The following is a 17,824-nucleotide window of genomic DNA, read 5'->3' on the forward strand; positions in this document are numbered from 1 at the left end:
TTGGCCGACCGCTGTTCGCCCGATGACAGAGGTTGATTACTGGAGAGCGGACTCCTCGCTCGACTGCCAGTAGGTGACCATCGAGCTGTCGCTGAGGGCGAGTCCGGCGGCGCCGGGCGCCGTCACCGTGGTCTGGCCGTCTATCGGGCCCATGTCCCTGCCGTGCAGGCTGATGGTGAGGGTCTTCTCGCGGTGCGTGTGGGCGCCACTCGGGAGGGCGATGGCGGCGTACGCGGACTGGCCCGGCGCGAGGGTGACCACCGCCTGGGGCTTGCTGTCCTCGTTGGCTCCGATGGCCGCCTGCGCTCCGGGGTAGCCCACGGTCGGGAAGCCGTAGATGTCGCAGCGGCCACCGGAGGCGTTGACGGCCTTGATGAGGATGACCGGCAGGGTGCCGCCCGTCTCGACCAGTGCGATCTTGGTGTCGTCGGTGGTGCAGGTGGCGTCGCCCTTGCCCGAGGACGAGCCGGACGTACCGCCCTTGCCCGAGGACGATCCCGACGTACCGCCGGTGTTCCCGGACGTCCCCGAGGTGCCGGAGGAGCCCGAGCCCTGCGCGGAGGAACCGGACTTGCCGCCCGTGGACGCGGACGTGTCGCTCTCCTTGCCCGACGACGACGAGGACGAGGCCGACGAGTCGGACGACGAGGAGTCGGCACTCGTGCTCGTGCTCGGGGAGTCGGCGGCGTCGTTTCCGGTCGGACCGCAGGCCGCGGTGGCGAGCACGGTCGCTCCGGCGACGGCGAGGAAGGTGAGGGCGCGGCGGGTACGGCGGATACGCATGGAAGATCCCTAACTGGATTCGGTGCTCAAGGCCAACGGTCGGTACGGCAGTGCGCCGGACGGTTACCAGACGAGTGCGTCGGCCGCGGTGGCCTGCCACCAGGTGACGGCGGCGGAGTCGTCGACCCAGGTCTTCTTGGGCACCGCGGGGAAGGCCGTGGAACCGACCGAACCGGCCATGTCGCGGCCCTGGAAGTTCAGGGACATCTCCTTGGCCCAGTGGCCGCCTTCTGCCCCGTCACCCGCGGAGGTGCGGACACCGGCGTACGCCGACTGGCCGGGCTTCAGCGTGACGACGGCCTGCGGCCGGCTCTCGTCCAGGGTCCAGACGGCCGCCTGCGGGTGGTCGAAGCCGATGAGCGGGGTGCCGTAGGCGTAGCAGGGGGTCTTGCCCTTGTTGGTGGTCTTGATCAGCACGTGGTTGATGGGGCGGCTGACCGTCGAGAGCGTGGTCTTGGTGTTGGCAGGGGTGCAGGTCACGGTCTTGGCGGCCTTCGCCTTGGCCGGTGTGGCAGCGGCGGCGCTGGTCGACAGGCCGGTGAGGGCGAGTACGGCGACCAGGCCGGCGGCGGCTGCGGTGGTGATGCGGGTGCGGCGGGTGTTCATGTTCATGGTGACTGTTCTCCCCGTAGGTGATGCGTCTGTGGGTGCGGGCGGGTCTGTGCAGGTGCGTCTGTGCAGGTGCGTCTGTGCGTCTGTGCGTCTGTGCGTCTGTGCGTCTGTGCGTCCGTGCAGGTGTGCGTCTGTGCAGGTGTGTCTGTGTGGTCAGAGGTGCGTGATGAGGGCGACGACCGTGGTGACGGACGCGGCCACTACGCCGAGGGCCAGCCCGTCCACGAGGTCCAGCCCCCAGCGGTTGCTGAGTCCGTGGCATCCGTGCCGGAAGCGGTTGAACACGAACTCAGCTTGTCGGGCGGCTTGTTCCGGCCGCAATCGTTCCCGGCCCATTGGGGACGCTGGAACGCCAACGCGTACTGTGACCTGGGGGGATGGAACGCCCCTGGAACGCTTGCCTGGAACGCCAGTCCGGGACGCGGGACGCGGGACGAGGGGGGAACGGTGGCTGTGGGCTCGGAGACCGAGGAATTTGCCGCGCTGCTCCGGAAGCTGAAGGAACGCTCCGGACGCAGCTACGGAGTCCTCGCGGGGAAACTCCACATGAGTACGTCCACGGTGCACCGGTACTGCAACGGCGACGCCGTCCCGGCCGAGTACGCGCCGGTCGAGCGGTTCGCGCGGCTGTGTTCGGCGACCCCGGACGAGCTGATGGATCTGCACCGGCGGTGGCTGCTGGCCGACGCGGCGAGGCGGCGGCCCAAGGACACGGCGGTGCCGCAGGCAGCGGCTCCGGAAGCAGCGGTGCCGGAGACCGTGGTCCTCGACGCGGCCGTCCGGGAAGCGGTGCTCGCGGACGCGATGGTTCCGGAGGCGGTCGTTCCGGACGCCCTGGAGTCGGATGTCCAGGCAGCGAACGTCCTGGCATCGGGCGTCCTGCCGTCGGACGTCCTGCCGTCGGATGTTCTGGCATCGGACATTCAGGCGTCGGACGTCATCGCGTCAGGACTTCCCGCCTCCGGGCCGGACCGGGGGCGGCGCCCGGGGCGCAGGAACACCCGTCTCTGGCTGATCGGTGCCGCCGTGGTCGCTGTCGTCGCCGTGGCGGTACCCGTCGCGCTGGCGCTGCGCCCCGACGGAACGTCCGGCACCGGCTCCGACACGGTGGCACTTCCGGCGGCCCCGTCTGGTGAGTCCCCGTCCGTGAGCCCGTCGCCGCGGCCGTCCGGCTCGGTGTCCCCTTCCCCCTCCCCTTCCCGTTCCGTGTCGTCCGGCGGCACGGCTGCCCGTCCCTCCAGTACCACGGGTGACCTGGGCGCGGACGGCGACAGCATCCCCGCGGTACCGCTGAGCGTGAACGTGCGGCCGTACATCTGGGACAACCCGTGCAGCCAGTCGTATCTGATCGACCGGTCGGCCTCGAAGGTTCCGCCGCCCCCGGCCGAACAGGACGCCAAGGGCTGGGCGAACGTGCTGGGCGCGGTGTCCGCCGGGGGCGCGCGGATCGAGCTGTCCGTGCAGGGGAAATCGACGGACGCGGTGGTGCTGCAGGCCCTGCACGTACGGATGGTGGGCCGTCACGCGCCGCTCGGCTGGGCCTCGTACGCGATGGGCAACGGCTGCGGCGGCGAGATGACCCCGGCCGCGTTCGACGTGAACCTCGACGCGGGGACGCCGGTCAGCAGGGCGGTCGCCGGAGTGCAGGGCGACCAGAAGATCCCGGCCACCGACTTCCCGTACAGGGTGTCGTCGACCGACCCCCAGGTGCTGGAGATCAACGCCCACACCACGGCTCATGACGTCAGCTGGTACCTGGAACTCCAGTGGAGCAGCGGCAACCGGCACGGGACGGTCCGGATCGACGACAACGGCAAGCCGTTCCGCGCCAGCGGTGCGCCGGGTCAGCCGCAGTACATCTACCCGCCGGGCAGCGACGCCTGGCAACCGGCCGCACCGCAGTAACCACGCGGGTGGCCGGTCCCCAGGGGTCCCTGAATCCGGAGCCGGGCGCCCACAGGCATCAGATGCCTGAAGAGGCCGGATGCCTACGGGCGCCGGATGCCTACAGGCGCTCGGGCGTCCGGATGCCCAGCAGGTTCATGCCCTGGTGGAGCGTGCGGGCGGTGAGCGCGCAGAGGAAGAGGCGGTTCTCGACGTGCGCCGGGGTCTCGGCCTTGAGGACCGGGCACTCGGCGTAGAACGTCGTGTACTGCGAGGCCAGTTGGTAGAGGTACGCGGCCAGCTTGTGCGGCGCGTACTCGGACGCGACCTCGGACAGGGTCTCCGCGAACCGGTCCAGGTGCAGCCCCAGCGCCCGCTCGGCCGGAGCCAGTTCCAGCTCGGGACGGGCGGTCGGGTGCACGTCCCCGGCCTTGCGCAGGATCGACTGGATACGGGCGTACGCGTACTGGAGGTACACGCTGGTGTCGCCGTTCAGCGACACCATCTGATCCAGGTCGAACTTGTAGTCGCGGCTCGCGGACGTGGACAGGTCCGCGTACTTCACCGCGCCGATGCCGACCTGGGCGCCGCGCTCGGCGATCTCCTCCTCGGTGAGGTCGAGCGCCTTCTCGCGCACGACCGCCGACGCGCGCTCGGTCGCCTCGTCGAGGAGGTCCTCCAGCCGCACCGTCTCGCCCTCACGGGTCTTGAACGGCTTGCCGTCCTTGCCGAGGACCGTGCCGAAGGCCAGCTGGAGGGCCTTGACCTCGCTGCCGTCGGCGGTGGTCAGCCAGCCCGCCCGGCGGGCCGTCTCGAAGACCATCTTGAAGTGCAGGGCCTGCCGGACATCCACCACGTACAGCAGGGTGTCGGCCTTGAGGTCGTGGACGCGGTTGCGGATCGCGGAGAGGTCGGTGGCCGCGTAGCCGAAGCCGCCGTTCGTCTTCTTGACGATCAGCGGGACCGGGTTGCCGTCCGGGCCCTTCACGTCGTCGAAGAAGACGCACAGCGCACCCTCGGAGCGGACCGCGACGCCGGACTCCTCCAGGAGGCGGCAGGTCTCTTCGAGCATGTCGTTGTAGCCGGACTCGCCGACGATGTCCGGGTCGTCGATCTCCATGTCCAGCTTGTTGAAGACCGAGTAGAAGTAGATCTTCGACTGGTCGACGAACCGCTGCCACAGGGCGCGCGTCTCGGGGTCCCCGGACTGCAGGTCGACGACCCGGTTCCGCGCGCGGTCCTTGAACTGCTCGTCGGAGTCGAAGAGCGCCCGCGAGGCCTTGTAGATCCGGTTGAGGGCGGCCATCGCGGCCTCGCCGTCGATGTCCTCGCCCTCGCGGCCCAGCTCGTCCGGGTGCTCGATCAGGTACTGGATGAGCATCCCGTACTGGGTGCCCCAGTCCCCGATGTGGTGACGGCGGACCACGGTCTCGCCCTCGAACTCCATGATCTTGGCCATCGCGTCGCCGATCACGGCGGACCGCAGGTGCCCGACGTGCATCTCCTTGGCCACGTTCGGCTGGGCGTAGTCGATGACGGTGGTGCCCGGGTGCGCGGCGTACGGCACACCGAGGCGGGCGTCGGCGGCGCGGGCGGCCAGGGTCTCGGTGATCGCCCGGTCGGTCAGCGTGATGTTGAGGAAGCCGGGGCCCGAGACCTCGATGTCCTTGATCAGGTCATTGGCCGGGATCGCGGCGGTGACGGTGGCCGCCAGCTCGCGCGGGTTGCCCTTGAGCTTCTTCGCCAGGGCCAGGATCCCGTTGGCCTGGAAGTCGGCCCGGTCACTTCGGCGCAGCAGCGGGTCCGCGGAACCGGCATCCGGCAGCGCTGCCGTCAGGGCGTCCGCGAGGTGCTGCTGGAGCGTCGAAGCGAGGGAATTGACCGAGACTGGCTCAGGCATGGGGCCGGCTGCCGTTTCCGTAGGGGTACAAGGGATCACCGCAAGTATCCCACGGCCCGTAAAGCCGTTTTCGCTCTGCTGCGGGGACCTGGGACAATGGCTTTCGCCCCTGCATGAACATGAAGGCGTACGAGGAAGAAGGACGTGCCGATCGTGGCTCAGAGCACCGAGACCGACTGGGTCTCCCGTTTCGCGGACGATGTCATCGCCGAATCGGAGCGCCGTGCCGAGGGCGCGAAACTCTCTGGCGCTGCCGACTCCGGCACCCCGGCGATCGTCGTCGCGTCCGGACTCTCTCCTTCCGGCCCGATCCACCTGGGCAATCTGCGCGAGGTCATGACCCCGCACCTGGTCGCGGACGAGATCCGGCGGCGCGGGTACGAGGTGCGGCACCTGATCTCGTGGGACGACTACGACCGGTACCGCAAGGTGCCGAACGGCGTCCCCGGCATCGACGAGTCCTGGGCCGAGCACATCGGCAAGCCGCTCACCTCGGTGCCCGCCCCGGCCGGGTCCGCGTACCCGAACTGGGCCGAGCACTTCAAGGCCGCCATGGTCGCCGCGCTGGCCGAGCTGGGGGTGGAGTTCGACCCGATCAGCCAGACCGAGCAGTACCTGGCGGGCACCTACCGCGAGCAGATCCTGCACGCGATGAAGCACCGCGCCGACATCGACGCGATCCTCGACAGGTACCGCACGAAGAAGGACCCCGCCGCGGAGGGCACGGGCGGCGGCAAGAAGCAGGGCCAGAAGCAGAGCCAGAAGCCGGTCGACGAGGCCGAGCTGGAAGCCGCCGCCGGGTCCGGCGCGGCGGCCGAGGACGACGGCAGCGGCGCGGGGACGGCGTACTACCCGTACAAGCCGTACTGCGGCTCCTGCGAGAAGGACCTGACGACGGTCACGGCGTACGACGACGAGACCACCTCGCTCTCGTACACCTGCAACAACTGCGGGCACTCCGAGACCGTGCTGCTGAGCGAGTTCAACCGCGGCAAGCTGGTCTGGAAGGTCGACTGGCCGATGCGCTGGGCCTTCGAGGGTGTCGTCTTCGAGCCGAGCGGGGTCGACCACTCCTCGCCCGGGTCGTCGTTCGTCGTCGGCGGGCAGATCGTGCGCGAGGTCTTCGGCGGTGTGCAGCCGATCGGCCCGATGTACGCGTTCGTCGGCATCAGCGGCATGGCGAAGATGTCGTCGTCGAAGGGCGGGGTGCCGACCCCGGCCGACGCGCTGAAGATCATGGAGGCGCCGCTGCTGCGCTGGCTGTACGCGCGGCGCAGGCCCAACCAGTCGTTCAAGATCGCCTTCGACCAGGAGATCCAGCGCCTCTACGACGAGTGGGACTCGCTGGAGAAGAAGGTCGCCGACGGTACGGTGCTGCCCGCCGACGCGGCGGCGCACTCCCGGGCGACCCGCACGGCCGCCGGTGAACTGCCGCGTACAGCACGGCCGTTGTCGTACCGGACGCTCGCCTCGGTGGCCGACATCACGGCCGGGGCGCAGGAGCAGACGCTGCGCATCCTCAGCGAGCTGGACCCGGCGAACCCGATCACCTCGCTCGACGAGGTACGGCCCCGGCTGGACCGCGCCGAGAACTGGATCACCACCCAGGTCCCGGCCGAGCAGCGCACGCTGGTGCGGGACGAGCCGGACACCGGGACGCTGGCCGGACTCTCCGACCAGGACCGGGAGTCGCTGCGGCTGCTCCTGGACGGGCTGGACTCGCACTGGTCGCTGGACGGGCTGACGGCGCTGGTCTACGGCGTACCGAAGATCCAGGCGGGCTTCGACGTCGACGCCAAGCCGACGCCGGAGATGAAGGTCGCCCAGCGGACGTTCTTCGCGCTGCTGTACCAGCTGCTGGTGGGGCGTGACACCGGACCGCGGCTGCCCACGCTGCTGCTCGCGGTCGGTGCGGACCGGGTACGGAAGCTGCTCGGGGCCTGACGGATCGCGGATACGGATTACGGATTCACGGCGGAGGGCCGCCGCCCGGGAGGTGTTCCGGGCGGCGGCCCTCCGGCGTTCCCGACCGGCCGGTCCGACGGCCGGTCGCGGGTCACGCGATGTGTTCCGCGTCCAGCTCGTTGTTGTACCGGATCTGGAAGCGGTTGATGTAGGCGCGCATCGAACTGTCGCTGAGCGTGTCGCCGTTGCGGCCCGTGACGCCGTACAGGTCCTTGAGGTAGCGGCCGAACTGACGCGGGGTCGGCGACTCGTTGTTCTCGCTTATGTACTTGCGGAAGGCCGTGAAGTACGCGTCCTCGCGGGACACGTCCTCCGGCAGACCGGCGGTCTCCGGTCCCACCGCGTCGGACAGCGCCTCCGGCTGCTGCTCCGGGCGCGGTCCGGGGAGCGTGCCGCCGAGGGGGCGGGAGCGGACGGGGCGTTCCACGGGCGCCGGACCGTCGGCGGCCTCGTGGTCCTGGGCGGCCTCGTCCGGGTGGGGGCCGTCCTGCGGATCGGCGGGGTACTGCGGGTCGTGCTGCTCGGCGTACCGGTCCTGCTCGTACCGGCCCTGCTCGTACTGCTCCTGGGCGTACAGCTCCTGCGCGTACTGCTGCTCCCGCTCGTACTGCTGCTCGTAGGTCGGTTCGTACGTCGGGTCGTAGCTGCCCGCGTACGCCTCCTGCGAGATCTGCGGCGCGAACCAGGGGTTCTCGTGCGGGGCCTGCTGCTCGGCATGCTCCGTCTGGTCCTGGTCCTGCGGCTGTTGCTGCTCGTGCTGCTCGTACTGCTGGGCCTGCTCCTGCTCCTGGCCCTGTGTCTGTTCCTGGGGCGGCGCGGCCGGGCCGGTGGCAAGGGCGGCCGGAGCCGGAGCGACCGCGGCAACGGCCCCGACCGTCGCGGGCGCGGCCTCCAGCGCGGGGGCCGGGGGCAGCAGCACGGGCTCGATGCCCGCCGCCGCGAGGCCGGACGGGGCCGTCTCCGAGAGCGGGACCCCGTACTTCGCCAGCCGGAGCGGCATCAGGGACTCGATCGGGGCCTTGCGCCGCCAGCCCCGGCCGAACCGGGCCTGGAGACGGGCCTGGTAGATCAGCCGGTCCTGTTCGAGCCTGATGACCTCGTCGTACCGGCGCAGCTCCCACAGCTTCATCCGGCGCCAGAGCCGGAACGTGGGGATCGGCGACAGCAGCCAGCGGGTGAGGCGTACGCCCTCCATGTGCTTGTCGGCGGTGATGTCGGCGATCCGGCCCACCGCGTGGCGGGCCGCCTCGACGCAGACCACGAACAGGATCGGGATCACCGCGTGCATGCCGGTGCCGAGCGGGTCGGGCCAGGCCGCGGCGCCGTTGAAGGCGATCGTCGCGGCCGTCAGCAGCCAGGCCGCCTGGCGCAGCAGCGGGAACGGGATGCGGATCCAGGTCAGCAGCAGGTCCAGCGCGAGCAGCACACAGATTCCGGCGTCGATGCCGATCGGGAAGACGGTCGAGAAGCTGCCGAAGCCCTTCTTCTCGGCGAGTTCGCGCACGGCCGCGTAGGAACCCGTGAAACCGATCCCCGCGATGATCACCGCGCCCGCGACCACCACCGCGATCAGTATCCGGTGCGTGCGTGTCAACTGCATCGCGGCCACCCGCGGTCCCCTCCCGATGTCGGTATCTGGCGGGCACAGCCTGGCACATGTGTGCGGACGGCGTTGCGTGGGTACGCCCGGAGCCCGGCCTCCGAGGGAGGACCGGGCTCCGTGTGACGGGCTGTTCGCAGTGTGGTGACTGCTGATCCGCCGTTGTCCGTGACCGCTGTTCGCTGCCGCTGCGCGCTACTTGTTGGCGGTGGCGACCGACGCCACGGCCTCCTTGGCCGCGGTCTGCGCGCCCTTCGTCATGTCGTCGGCGGACGGGGACTTGGCGCCCTCGAAACCGGCGCCGTTGTGGTTCACGGTGGTGACGACGTTCTCCGAACGGGTGATGACGACGGCGTACACGAAGTCCGCGTCCGTCTTGCGCTGGCCGTAGGTGACCGTGGTGGCCTCCTGGCCGATGCCGGAGGTGGTCACGGTCTTGACGTTCTTCGCGCCGTCCGTCGCCTTGGCGTCGGCGACCGCCTTGGTGTACTGCTCCCCGGCGCGGTCGGCGCCGCTGCCGAGGACGGTGTCGGAGTCGTACCGCAGATACGAGACGGAGAGCCAGCGGTACTGCGAGCCCTTCGTGCCCTTGCTCTCCAGGCCGTTCCAGGAACAGCCGGCGCGGGCGGCCAGGTCGCTGGACTTCACCTCGGTGCCGGCCTTGTCCTTCGCCTTGGGCACCAGGTCGGAGACGGTCTTCGACGAGAGCGACTTGCAGGCGTCCGGGAGCTTCGCGTACGCCGCCTTCGCGACGGTCGGGGAGGCCGGGGCGCTGGGCGAGGGAGAAGTGGAGCTGGAGCTCTTCTTGCTGCCGGAACCGGAGTCCGAGGAGCAGCCGGCGACGACGAGCATCACCGGGACGGCTGCACAGGCGAGAAGGCGGGTGAGTCGCGTGGCTGATCGGTGCATGGTTCCTTCGCTCATGTGTCGTACGGGTCGTACGGTCCGGGGCGCCACGGTACGCGGGGGCCACCGGACGGCGGACTATTCGCTGATCTGCTCGGCGAGTTTGTGGGCCATGGACCGGGTCATCTCCTGGAGGCCCTGGATGTCGGGGAGCGCGGCCCGGTCGGTGGGCGTTTCGCTGTACTCGACGGTGACGAGGACGTTCGACGCGCGGAAGACGACCCGGACGGTGTGCTGCGGGGTGCCCGCGTCCGGCTTGGCCGGGATGTCGTCGAGGAAGGCGGCGCTGCCGAGCCCGTCGAGCGTCCTGGGCCGGAGGTCCGCGGGGGTACCGCCGTCGCCGTCGCCGCCCTGCGCGCCGTCCGGGGGCGTCGAGTTGGGCGTGGCCTGTACGGAGACCGACGCGGCGGTCTGCCGCTGCTCGAACAGTGCCTTGGCGCGGTCGTCGTCGCTGACCGCTGTGTCGTAGCTGACGACGCGTTCCATCGAGATCCGCAGCCGGTGCGCCTCGGTGGGCGAGTCGCCCTTCCAACGGCATCCGACGCGCCGGTCGGTGTCGAAGGTGGGTTCCGGTGTGCCGGCGTACGCCTTCTCCTGCTGTTCCTTCGGCAGATCGGCGATCTCCGGGAACATGGTCTTCAGCACGCCCTGGTCGGCCGTCCGGCACGGCTCACGCAGGGTGAGGTACTTGCCGGGGGCTGCGGCGGGAATGGTCTCGCCGGGCTTCGAGTCGGCGGTGGAGCCGTCGGCCCCGGAACCACTCGTGCAGCCCGTGACCAGCGCTGCGAGCAGCACCAAGCCGGGTACGTAAGCCCTTCGCTGCACTGTCCGAGGCTCCCTTCGGAACGGAAAACGGATACCGCCCGATGGCGGTGGCCGGACACAATGTCTATCGCACGCACTGGTGTACATGCCGGTCCGCTGTCGCTTTCGCGGACCTTGGTGCGGTTTTTTCACTTGCAGAGATTTCTGCATTTTCGGGGGAAAGAGGAGTTATGTCGTACGTAGAGATTCCTGGTGCGAAGGTTCCCATCCGGATGTGGGCCGACCCGGCCTCGGTCGAGGAGGGCGCGCTGCAGCAGTTGCGGAACGTCGCCACACTGCCCTGGATCAAGGGCCTCGCCGTGATGCCGGACGTGCACTACGGCAAGGGCGCGACGGTCGGCTCGGTGATCGCGATGCAGGGGGCGGTCTGCCCGGCCGCGGTCGGGGTGGACATCGGCTGCGGGATGTCGGCGGTGAAGACCTCACTGACGGCGAACGACCTCCCGGGGGATCTATCGCGGCTGCGCACCAAGATCGAGCAGGCGATTCCGGTGGGCCGCGGGATGCACGACGACCCGGTGGACCCCGGCCGGATGCACGGGTTCCCGACAGCGGGCTGGGACGACTTCTGGGCGCGGTTCGACGGGGTGGCGGAGGCGGTCAAGTTCCGTCAGGGCAGGGCCACGAAGCAGATGGGGTCGCTCGGTTCCGGCAACCACATGATCGAGGTCTGCCTGGACGACGACGGCGCCGTGTGGCTGATGCTGCACTCCGGGTCCCGGAACATCGGCAAGGAACTGGCCGAGCACCACATCGGGATCGCCCAGAAACTGCCGCACAACCAGGGCCTGGTCGACCGCGACCTGGCGGTCTTCGTCTCGGACACCCCGCAGATGGCCGACTACCGGAACGACCTGTACTGGGCCCAGGAGTACGCCAAGTACAACCGCGCCATCATGATGGGGCTCCTCAAGGACGTGATCCGCAAGGAGTTCAAGAAGGCCCGGGTCACCTTCGACCAGGAGATCAGCTGCCACCACAACTACGTGGCGGAGGAGCGGTACGAGGGGGCGGACCTGCTCGTCACCCGCAAGGGCGCGATCCGGGCGGGCTCCGGTGAGTACGGGATCATCCCCGGCTCGATGGGCACCAGTTCGTACATCGTGAAGGGCCTGGGCAACGCGAAGGCGTTCAACTCCGCTTCGCACGGCGCCGGTCGGCGGATGAGCCGGGGCGCCGCCAAGCGCCGCTTCACCACGCAGGACCTGGCGGACCAGACCCGGGGCGTGGAGTGCCGCAAGGACTCCGGCGTGCTGGACGAGATCCCGGCGGCGTACAAGCCGATCGAGCAGGTCATGGAGCAGCAGCGGGACCTGGTCGAGGTCGTGGCCAGGATCAAGCAGGTGGTGTGCGTGAAGGGCTGACGGCGCCGCGGCCGTCGGCCCGGGGTGCGCCCGGACCGGGTCACAGCTCCCGGTGGACCTTGGTGTTGGAGGCCTGGGCGCGGGGGCGGACCACCAGGAGGTCGATGTTGACATGGCTCGGGCGGGTGACGGTCCAGGTGATGGACTCCGCCACGTCGTCGGCGGTCAGCGGCTCGGCCACGCCCGCGTAGACCTTGGCGGCCTTCTCCTTGTCGCCGCCGAAGCGGGTCGTGGCGAACTCCTCGGTCCTGACCATCCCGGGGGCGATCTCGATCACCCGTACCGGCTGCCCGACGATCTCCAGCCGGAGGGTCTCGGCGAGGACGCGGGCGCCGTTCTTCGCGGCCACGTAGCCCGCGCCGCCCTCGTAGGCCCCGTGGCCCGCGGTGGAGGAGACGACGACCACGGTGCCGTCGCCGCTCGCGACCAGGGCGGGGAGCAGCGTCTGGGTGAGATTGAGGGTGCCGATGACGTTCGTCTCGTACATCTGACGCCAGTCCGCGGGGTCACCGGTGGCGACCGGGTCGGCTCCGAGCGCGCCGCCGGCGTTGTTCACCAGGACGCCGATCGTGGGGAACGCGGTGGCGAAGGCCTCGACGGCCGGGCGGTCCGTGACGTCCAGGGGGTACGCGGTGGCCTGGTGCCCCGCGGCGTTGATCTCGGCCGCCAGCGCTTCGATGCGGTCCTTGCGGCGCGCGGTGAGCACGACCCGGTATCCGGCGGCTGCCAGGTGCCGTGCGGTGGCGGCACCGATGCCGCTGCTCGCTCCGGTGACGACGGCGATGCGGTTGGTGGCTGCGGGCGCGGCGGTCATGGCGGGTGCTCCTCGGGCGTGCGGTCGGCTCACATCGGACTTCGGGGCTTCGGGGCTTCGGGATCTCCGGGGTCAGGATATGCGGCACGCGCGGGCCGTCCGGGGCGGGATCAGCGCCCGCGCGGTCCGTACACGATCACGGCCATCCCGGCCAGGCAGATCAGTGCGCCCGTGATGTCCCAGCGGTCGGGGCGGTAGCCGTCGGCGACCACGCCCCAGACGATGGAACCGGCCACGAAGACCCCTCCGTAGGCGGCGAGGACCCGGCCGAACTCGCCGTCGGGCTGGAGCGTCGCGACGAAGCCGTAGATGCCGAGGGCGATGATGCCGCCGCCGATCCAGATCCAGCCCCGGTGCTCCCGTACGCCCTGCCAGACGAGCCAGGCGCCGCCGATCTCGAAGAGCGCGGCGAGGACGAAGAGGGCGGCGGAGCGGGCGATCAGCATGGGCGACAGCGTGACACGGACGGCTGCGCGGGACGTGGCCCACCGGACGGATCGCCGAGCTGACCGGGCTCACCACGGGGTCCGCGACCCGGCTCGTCGACCGGGACATCGCCCTGCTGACCGCACACATGCGGCGGACGGTGGAGCTGGGCGCCGCGCAGATCAGCCGTCTGCGGAGTGGGGAACCGGACTGAAGTCGCGCAGCGCCTCCGCCACGATCGTCTCCAGCCGGTGGTGGTGCGCGCCCCGCCAGTACACCCGCTCGCACGCCGTGCACTGCGCGAAGACGTCGTGCGAGCGCTCCGTACCGCCTTCGATACGGCCGCGCACGCTCTCCTTCGTAGCCGGTACGAGGTCTCCGTTGCACGCGCTGCAGCGGGTCCACGGCGCGAGTACGGGGGCGAACCTGCCGAGCACGTCACGGAGCTGTTCGTCGGGCTGGTCGCTGTAGACGTACGCCCCGGCCCACAGCTCCCGGCGGCGCAGCAGCCCCCGGTCCCGCGACAGCAGGACGCGCTGGTGCCGTGCCGAACAGGTGGCGAGCGCCGGGTCGCCGATGTCCTCGCTGAAGTACTCCGTGTCCACCCCGAGCAGCCGCAACCGCCTTGCCAGGGTGCCGAGATGGACATCCAGCAGGAAGCGGAGCGGGGCGCCGGGCACCTGCTGGGGGCGCTCCACCGCGTACACCTCGACGGTCTCGCCCGCGCGCGGGATGTGTGAGACCGGTACGGTCCGGCCGTCCACGGCCAGGCGGCCCGCCTCGGTGAGCGGGACGCCCATCGACTCGACGACGTGCCCGAGCGTCGACTTGCCGTCGGTGATCACGGCGGTCCGCCCCTGGCGTCGCTCCGACGGGACGAAGAGGTGCAGTTCCGGGGCGAATTCGAGGTGGATCTCGGGTCCGTTCACGCCGTCAGGATGTCACCGGGACGGTGGCCGGGCCAGGGATTTCCGCAGTGAGCCAGGCGACGCGCCGCCCGGTGGGTCGGGCGCCCCCGGCAGGTCGGGTGTGCCGCCCGGCATGTCAGGCGGCGCCCGGCCGGTCCGCCCGTACCGGGGAAGGCCGCGCCGCGTTCTCCGTCGCCCAGGCGGCGGGCAGGTACGCGCTCACCGATTCGCCGCGCAGCCGGGGCTCGGCGATCGGGCTGTCCGCGGGCGCGGGCGCGGGTCCGTCAGGCCACGGCGCGGAAGTGCGTGGTGATCCCGCCGTCCTCGTCCAGCACATGGAAGGCGACCCCGGGCGGTGGCGTACGACTGGTCAGGGTCTCGCCCTTCTCCCAGGGCAGTCGGAGCGTCGATGTCACGCCGGGCGCGACGAGCAGCGGGCGGCCCGCGAACGCCGTCGCCGCCGGGGTGTGGGCGTGCCCGGTCAGGACGGCCGGGATGTTGCTGCGCCCCGCCAGCACGTCGGCCAGCCGCCCGGCGTTCCGCAGCCGGATCGTGTCGATGTACGGGTGGTGGAGCGGGGTGGGCGGGTGATGGAGGACCGGTACGGCCGGGGTGCCCCCGAGCCCGTCGAGCGTACGGGTCAGCCAGTCGAGGGTCTCGTCGTCGAGCAGGCCCGCGTCCTCGCCGGGAATCGTCGAGTCGAGCATCAGGAAGGCGTAACCGGCCGCGTGGTGCAGGCGGTTGACGGCTCCGGGCGCGTCCTCCTCGTCCAGCAGCACCTTGCGGTAGGCCGTGCGCTCGTCGTGGTTCCCCGGGCAGGTGAAGACCGGGGGAGTGAGCGTGGCGAGGAGCGCGGCGGCCTCGGCGTACTCGTCGGGCGCTCCGTGGTCCGCGATGTCGCCGGTGACCAGGACGGCGTCGGGCTGCGTCGTCAGAGAGCGCAGATACTCCACGACCCTGGCCGAGCGTTCCGCCGTCGGGCCGGTCCCGTCGAGATGGAGATCGCTGATCTGGGCGAGAAGCATGGAGGTCCCCTCCGTGGTGTGCGCCGAGCCCCGACAGCCCTAACGGTTGATGTCATTAAAACCATTAGCAGCAGTGGTGGGCAAGGGCGCAGTGGCCTCGGCGTCCGCTCCTGCGGCTGCGGCTACTTGGGCGCGATCCGCCGACGGGTGCGTGCCCTCGGGCGCTTCCGTGCGTTACACCGACCATGAACGTACGTCGAATTCTCACCACCGCCGCCGCCGGATCCGCCCTGCTCGCGGCCTTCGCCCCCGCCGCTCAGGCCGCCGACCTCGGCGGCACGCTCAGCAGTACGGCGCAGACCACAGCAGCCATCGGCGAACAGGCCAAGCCGGTCGCCGAGGGCGTCGTCGGGGACAACGTCGGCAAGAAGGTGCACGCCGTGAAGGGAGCGGTGCAGGCCGGGGGCGACGCCCTGAAGGCCGGGAACGAACTCCTCGGCTGACACACCCTCAGCAGAGCGCGCACGGACCTCCGTGCCGCGCACGACGAACGCCTCGGGGCGGACCTACCTGGTCCGCCCCGAGCCCGTTCCGGCGCGGCTCGGCCCGACGCGTACCGAGCGGCACGACGTTGATCGGCCCGGCCCGGACTACGTGCCGTCCGTCTGCCCGGTGAGCCTGCGCAGCGCGGACCCGGAGGCGCGGTCATCGGGCAGATAGGCCAGGAAGTGATGGCCGGGCTGGTCGACGGCGGCCAGCTTGACGTAACGCAGCCGCAGGTCACCCGCCGTCCGGTGGCGGAAGCGCCGTACCGCGGGCCGGAAGTCCGCGGTCTCCTGCCGGCCGTACCAGCGGGCCGCGTCCGGATCGTTCATCAGCGCGGCGGTGATCTCGGCGTACCGGGCGTCCTCCGGGTGCCGGGCGGCCTTGGCGCGGAACTGGCCGAGCAGGCTGCGCGCCTCCTTCTCCCACTGGGCGAGCAGTGTGCGAGCGGGGGGCCAACAGAACACCAGCCAGAGCAGGTTGCGCCGCTTCGGCGGCAGCCCCGCGCGGGATCGGTGAGCAGCGCCGCGTATCCCGTGTTCCACGCCAGCAGATCCCAGTGCGGGTCGAGGACCACGGCCGGATTCGGCGTCACCGTCTCGACCAGGGAGAGCAGGTTCGGCGAGACCCAGCCCGGTGAGTCCCCGGCAGCCGCGTCGTTCTCCATGAAGGAGAGCACGTGCGCGGTCTCCGCCTCGTCCAGGCGCAGCGCACGCGCCACGGAGCGCAGTACCTGTTCCGAGGTGCGCACCCTGCCCTGTTCCAGCCAGGCGTACCAGGAGCTGCTGATACCGGCGAGTTCGGCTGCCTAGCTCCTGCGCAGGCCTTCCGCCTGCGCGGCGAGCCCGGCGGGAGCGCGGAAAGGCACCGAGTTCCTGACGGGGAGCGCTCGACGCGTCGCTCCTGCTCATCGCGTCGTCTCCCCACTGCCGACGGCCGGTTCGACCCGCCCCGGGGTGCCCGCAGCAGGCTGTCAGCAAGGGCAATCGTTTGCGGGCCGGAGGCGGTCGGCCGCGGTGATGAGCTGGGTGGGCACCGGGCAGAGAAAGGAGCGACACCTCGTGACCACGTCCGCCCTCCCCCCGACGGCCTTGCCGGCCCCCGCGCTGCGCCTGCTGCGCGCGGCCGGATTCGTCAGCAGCTTCGACCGTTTCTGCATCGCCCCGATGCTGGTGCTGATCAGTACCAGCATCGGCGTCCCGCTCCCGACCGTGGTGCTCGCGGCCAGGGGCTACTACCTCGGATACGGCCTGATGCAACCTGTGTGGGGCCTCGCCGGTGACCCGGATCGGCCGCGTCCGCGTGATGCGCTACTCCCTCGCCTCGTTCTGTTCGGCGCTGGCCCCGAACGCCACCGCGCTGATCGTGGCCCGCGCCGTCGCCGGTGCCTTCTTCGCCGCGTCCATCGCCGCTCGCTGACCTACGTGGGCGACACCGTGCCCGCCGAGACCAGGCAGCGCCCGCTCAGCGAGCTGATGACCGCCTTCGCCCTGGGTACGACGGTTGCCGCCGGGGTGCTGGCGCACTACCTGAGCTGGCGGGTGGTGTTCGCGGTGCCGGGCCTGCTCGCCGCCGCTCTCGTACCAGCTCTGCGCCAACTGCCCGAGCCCGTCCGGGAACCCGCTGGCCCGCTGCTCGCTCCGTTCCGTGTGGTGCTGCGCTCGGGGTGGCAGTGGTAGGTCATGGCCGTGGCGATGCTCGAAGGGGCCGTGCTCCTGCTTCCTGACCTATCTGGCGCCCGCCCTGCAGGCCCGGGGAGTACCGACCGTGCAGGCAGGGGCGGTGTCCGCGCTGTACGGGGTGGGCTCCATGGCCGCGGCCCGCGTGGTCAAGCGGCTGGTCGGCCGCTGGTCCCCGGCCGTGATCATTCTGGTCGGCGGAGCGCAGATGGCCGCCGGCTATGCGATCGCCGCGGCCGGACAGTCCGTACCGGCACTGGTGCTGACCGCGCTGCTGCTGGGCGGTGGCTGGGCGTTCATGCACTCCACGGTCCAGTCGTGGGCGACAGCACTGGTCCCGTCGGCGAGGGCCACCGGCGTCGCGATGTTCGGCCTCGCCCTGTACCTCGGCAGCGCGCTGGCCGGCAGCCTCGCCGCGGGCGCGGCCGAACACCACGCGTACCGGGGCTCTTCCTGCTCGCCGCGGTGCTGACGATGCCGCTGACCGTCGCCGCCGGGGTCGGACATGCCCGCTACCGGTAGGGCAGGTCCCGCACCCGGCGCACACCCGCAGGCCAGCCGGAGTCGCACGGACGGACCCCTGGATGAGGTCACCGTGATGTCGGCCGACCAGGTCTCGCCGCATTCGCGGGAATGTCCTCTCACGGGCG

At 70.9% G+C, this 17,824-nt stretch carries 18 protein-coding genes and 1 pseudogene; 6 read left to right on the forward strand and 13 right to left on the reverse strand.

Going from position 1 to position 17,824, the window contains the following annotated elements; genetic code table 11:
* Positions 1-36: 36 nt before the first annotated feature.
* The 3 genes from NBY69_RS06695 to NBY69_RS37310 all read right to left on the reverse strand — a co-directional run bounded on the left by NBY69_RS06695 (position 37) and on the right by NBY69_RS37310 (position 1,680).
* Positions 37-783: a DUF4232 domain-containing protein gene (locus NBY69_RS06695; protein ID WP_250298919.1), complete on the reverse strand. Its 747-nt coding sequence runs from the start codon at positions 781-783 to the stop codon at positions 37-39.
* Positions 784-846: 63 nt separating this feature from the next.
* Positions 847-1,395, reverse strand: a complete 549-nt coding sequence (locus NBY69_RS06700; protein ID WP_250298920.1) for a DUF4232 domain-containing protein — start codon at positions 1,393-1,395, stop codon at positions 847-849.
* Between the two features lie 153 nt (positions 1,396-1,548).
* Positions 1,549-1,680: a hypothetical protein gene (locus NBY69_RS37310; RefSeq protein ID WP_266641494.1), complete on the reverse strand. Its 132-nt coding sequence runs from the start codon at positions 1,678-1,680 to the stop codon at positions 1,549-1,551.
* 162 nt (positions 1,681-1,842) lie between these two features.
* Here NBY69_RS37310 and NBY69_RS06705 point away from each other — a divergent pair, with 162 nt between their 5' ends.
* Positions 1,843-3,300 carry a helix-turn-helix transcriptional regulator gene (locus tag NBY69_RS06705; RefSeq protein WP_250298922.1) on the forward strand — a complete coding sequence of 486 codons (1,458 nt, stop codon included), beginning with the start codon at positions 1,843-1,845 and terminating at the stop codon, positions 3,298-3,300.
* Between the two features lie 100 nt (positions 3,301-3,400).
* Here NBY69_RS06705 and argS read toward each other — a convergent pair whose 3' ends face one another.
* Complete coding sequence (gene argS, locus NBY69_RS06710) at positions 3,401-5,179, reverse strand: arginine--tRNA ligase (protein ID WP_250298924.1); 1,779 nt, start codon at positions 5,177-5,179, stop codon at positions 3,401-3,403.
* A gap of 144 nt (positions 5,180-5,323) precedes the next feature.
* Between argS and lysS the strand changes: the two genes are divergently transcribed.
* Complete coding sequence (gene lysS, locus NBY69_RS06715; RefSeq protein ID WP_250298926.1) at positions 5,324-7,123, forward strand: lysine--tRNA ligase; 1,800 nt, start codon at positions 5,324-5,326, stop codon at positions 7,121-7,123.
* Positions 7,124-7,235: 112 nt separating this feature from the next.
* On the opposite strand, the gene NBY69_RS06720 is transcribed toward lysS, so the two are convergent.
* The 3 genes from NBY69_RS06720 to NBY69_RS06730 all read right to left on the reverse strand — a co-directional run bounded on the left by NBY69_RS06720 (position 7,236) and on the right by NBY69_RS06730 (position 10,475).
* A complete protein-coding gene (locus tag NBY69_RS06720) occupies positions 7,236-8,744 on the reverse strand; it encodes a DUF2637 domain-containing protein (protein WP_250298927.1) in 1,509 nt (502 codons plus the stop codon).
* Positions 8,745-8,939: 195 nt separating this feature from the next.
* Positions 8,940-9,653, reverse strand: a complete 714-nt coding sequence (locus NBY69_RS06725) for a DUF3558 domain-containing protein (RefSeq protein WP_250298928.1) — start codon at positions 9,651-9,653, stop codon at positions 8,940-8,942.
* 75 nt (positions 9,654-9,728) lie between these two features.
* The gene (locus NBY69_RS06730) at positions 9,729-10,475 is read right to left on the reverse strand and encodes a DUF3558 domain-containing protein (protein ID WP_250298931.1); all 747 of its coding nucleotides are present in this window, start codon (positions 10,473-10,475) and stop codon (positions 9,729-9,731) included.
* A gap of 170 nt (positions 10,476-10,645) precedes the next feature.
* Here NBY69_RS06730 and NBY69_RS06735 point away from each other — a divergent pair, with 170 nt between their 5' ends.
* Positions 10,646-11,839: an RtcB family protein gene (locus NBY69_RS06735; protein ID WP_250298932.1), complete on the forward strand. Its 1,194-nt coding sequence runs from the start codon at positions 10,646-10,648 to the stop codon at positions 11,837-11,839.
* Positions 11,840-11,879: 40 nt separating this feature from the next.
* Here NBY69_RS06735 and NBY69_RS06740 read toward each other — a convergent pair whose 3' ends face one another.
* The 4 genes from NBY69_RS06740 to NBY69_RS06760 all read right to left on the reverse strand — a co-directional run bounded on the left by NBY69_RS06740 (position 11,880) and on the right by NBY69_RS06760 (position 15,012).
* The gene (locus NBY69_RS06740) at positions 11,880-12,653 is read right to left on the reverse strand and encodes an SDR family NAD(P)-dependent oxidoreductase (protein ID WP_250298939.1); all 774 of its coding nucleotides are present in this window, start codon (positions 12,651-12,653) and stop codon (positions 11,880-11,882) included.
* 110 nt (positions 12,654-12,763) lie between these two features.
* Entirely contained in the window at positions 12,764-13,099 is a 336-nt protein-coding gene (locus tag NBY69_RS06745) for a YnfA family protein (protein WP_250298941.1), read from the reverse strand.
* 162 nt (positions 13,100-13,261) lie between these two features.
* Positions 13,262-14,008 carry a Mut7-C ubiquitin/RNAse domain-containing protein gene (locus NBY69_RS06755; protein WP_250298942.1) on the reverse strand — a complete coding sequence of 249 codons (747 nt, stop codon included), beginning with the start codon at positions 14,006-14,008 and terminating at the stop codon, positions 13,262-13,264.
* 263 nt (positions 14,009-14,271) lie between these two features.
* Positions 14,272-15,012, reverse strand: a complete 741-nt coding sequence (locus NBY69_RS06760; protein WP_250298944.1) for a metallophosphoesterase — start codon at positions 15,010-15,012, stop codon at positions 14,272-14,274.
* Between the two features lie 185 nt (positions 15,013-15,197).
* Here NBY69_RS06760 and NBY69_RS06765 point away from each other — a divergent pair, with 185 nt between their 5' ends.
* Entirely contained in the window at positions 15,198-15,455 is a 258-nt protein-coding gene (locus NBY69_RS06765) for a hypothetical protein (RefSeq protein WP_250298945.1), read from the forward strand.
* Positions 15,456-15,602: 147 nt separating this feature from the next.
* Here the strand turns inward: NBY69_RS06765 and NBY69_RS06770 are convergent, their stop codons facing one another.
* Positions 15,603-16,040, reverse strand: a complete 438-nt coding sequence (locus NBY69_RS06770) for a hypothetical protein (protein WP_284347879.1) — start codon at positions 16,038-16,040, stop codon at positions 15,603-15,605.
* Positions 16,041-16,057: 17 nt separating this feature from the next.
* Positions 16,058-16,246: pseudogene (locus tag NBY69_RS37600) on the reverse strand (transcriptional regulator); the annotation flags it as partial.
* A gap of 310 nt (positions 16,247-16,556) precedes the next feature.
* On the opposite strand from NBY69_RS37600, the gene NBY69_RS06780 reads away from it, so the two are divergent.
* Both NBY69_RS06780 and NBY69_RS06785 read left to right on the forward strand, forming a co-directional pair.
* Complete coding sequence (locus tag NBY69_RS06780) at positions 16,557-17,174, forward strand: hypothetical protein (protein WP_250298954.1); 618 nt, start codon at positions 16,557-16,559, stop codon at positions 17,172-17,174.
* Positions 17,175-17,262: 88 nt separating this feature from the next.
* On the forward strand, positions 17,263-17,646 hold the full coding sequence (locus NBY69_RS06785) for a hypothetical protein (protein WP_250298955.1): 384 nt from the start codon (positions 17,263-17,265) through the stop codon (positions 17,644-17,646).
* Positions 17,647-17,824: the final 178 nt, after the last annotated feature.

This window comes from Streptomyces sp. A 4/2, assembly GCF_940670765.1.
Taxonomy (GTDB): domain Bacteria; phylum Actinomycetota; class Actinomycetes; order Streptomycetales; family Streptomycetaceae; genus Streptomyces.

Coding starts and splice junctions, on each gene's coding strand:
- NBY69_RS06695 (WP_250298919.1), bottom strand. CDS start 783: ATGCGTATCCGCCGTACCCGCCGCGCCCTCACCTTCCTCGCCGTCGCC.
- NBY69_RS06700 (WP_250298920.1), bottom strand. CDS start 1,395: ATGAACATGAACACCCGCCGCACCCGCATCACCACCGCAGCCGCCGCC.
- argS (WP_250298924.1), bottom strand. CDS start 5,179: ATGCCTGAGCCAGTCTCGGTCAATTCCCTCGCTTCGACGCTCCAGCAG.
- NBY69_RS06720 (WP_250298927.1), bottom strand. CDS start 8,744: ATGCAGTTGACACGCACGCACCGGATACTGATCGCGGTGGTGGTCGCG.
- NBY69_RS06725 (WP_250298928.1), bottom strand. CDS start 9,653: ATGCACCGATCAGCCACGCGACTCACCCGCCTTCTCGCCTGTGCAGCC.
- NBY69_RS06735 (WP_250298932.1), top strand. CDS start 10,646: ATGTCGTACGTAGAGATTCCTGGTGCGAAGGTTCCCATCCGGATGTGG.
- NBY69_RS06740 (WP_250298939.1), bottom strand. CDS start 12,653: ATGACCGCCGCGCCCGCAGCCACCAACCGCATCGCCGTCGTCACCGGA.
- NBY69_RS06745 (WP_250298941.1), bottom strand. CDS start 13,099: ATGCTGATCGCCCGCTCCGCCGCCCTCTTCGTCCTCGCCGCGCTCTTC.
- NBY69_RS06760 (WP_250298944.1), bottom strand. CDS start 15,012: ATGCTTCTCGCCCAGATCAGCGATCTCCATCTCGACGGGACCGGCCCG.
- NBY69_RS06765 (WP_250298945.1), top strand. CDS start 15,198: ATGAACGTACGTCGAATTCTCACCACCGCCGCCGCCGGATCCGCCCTG.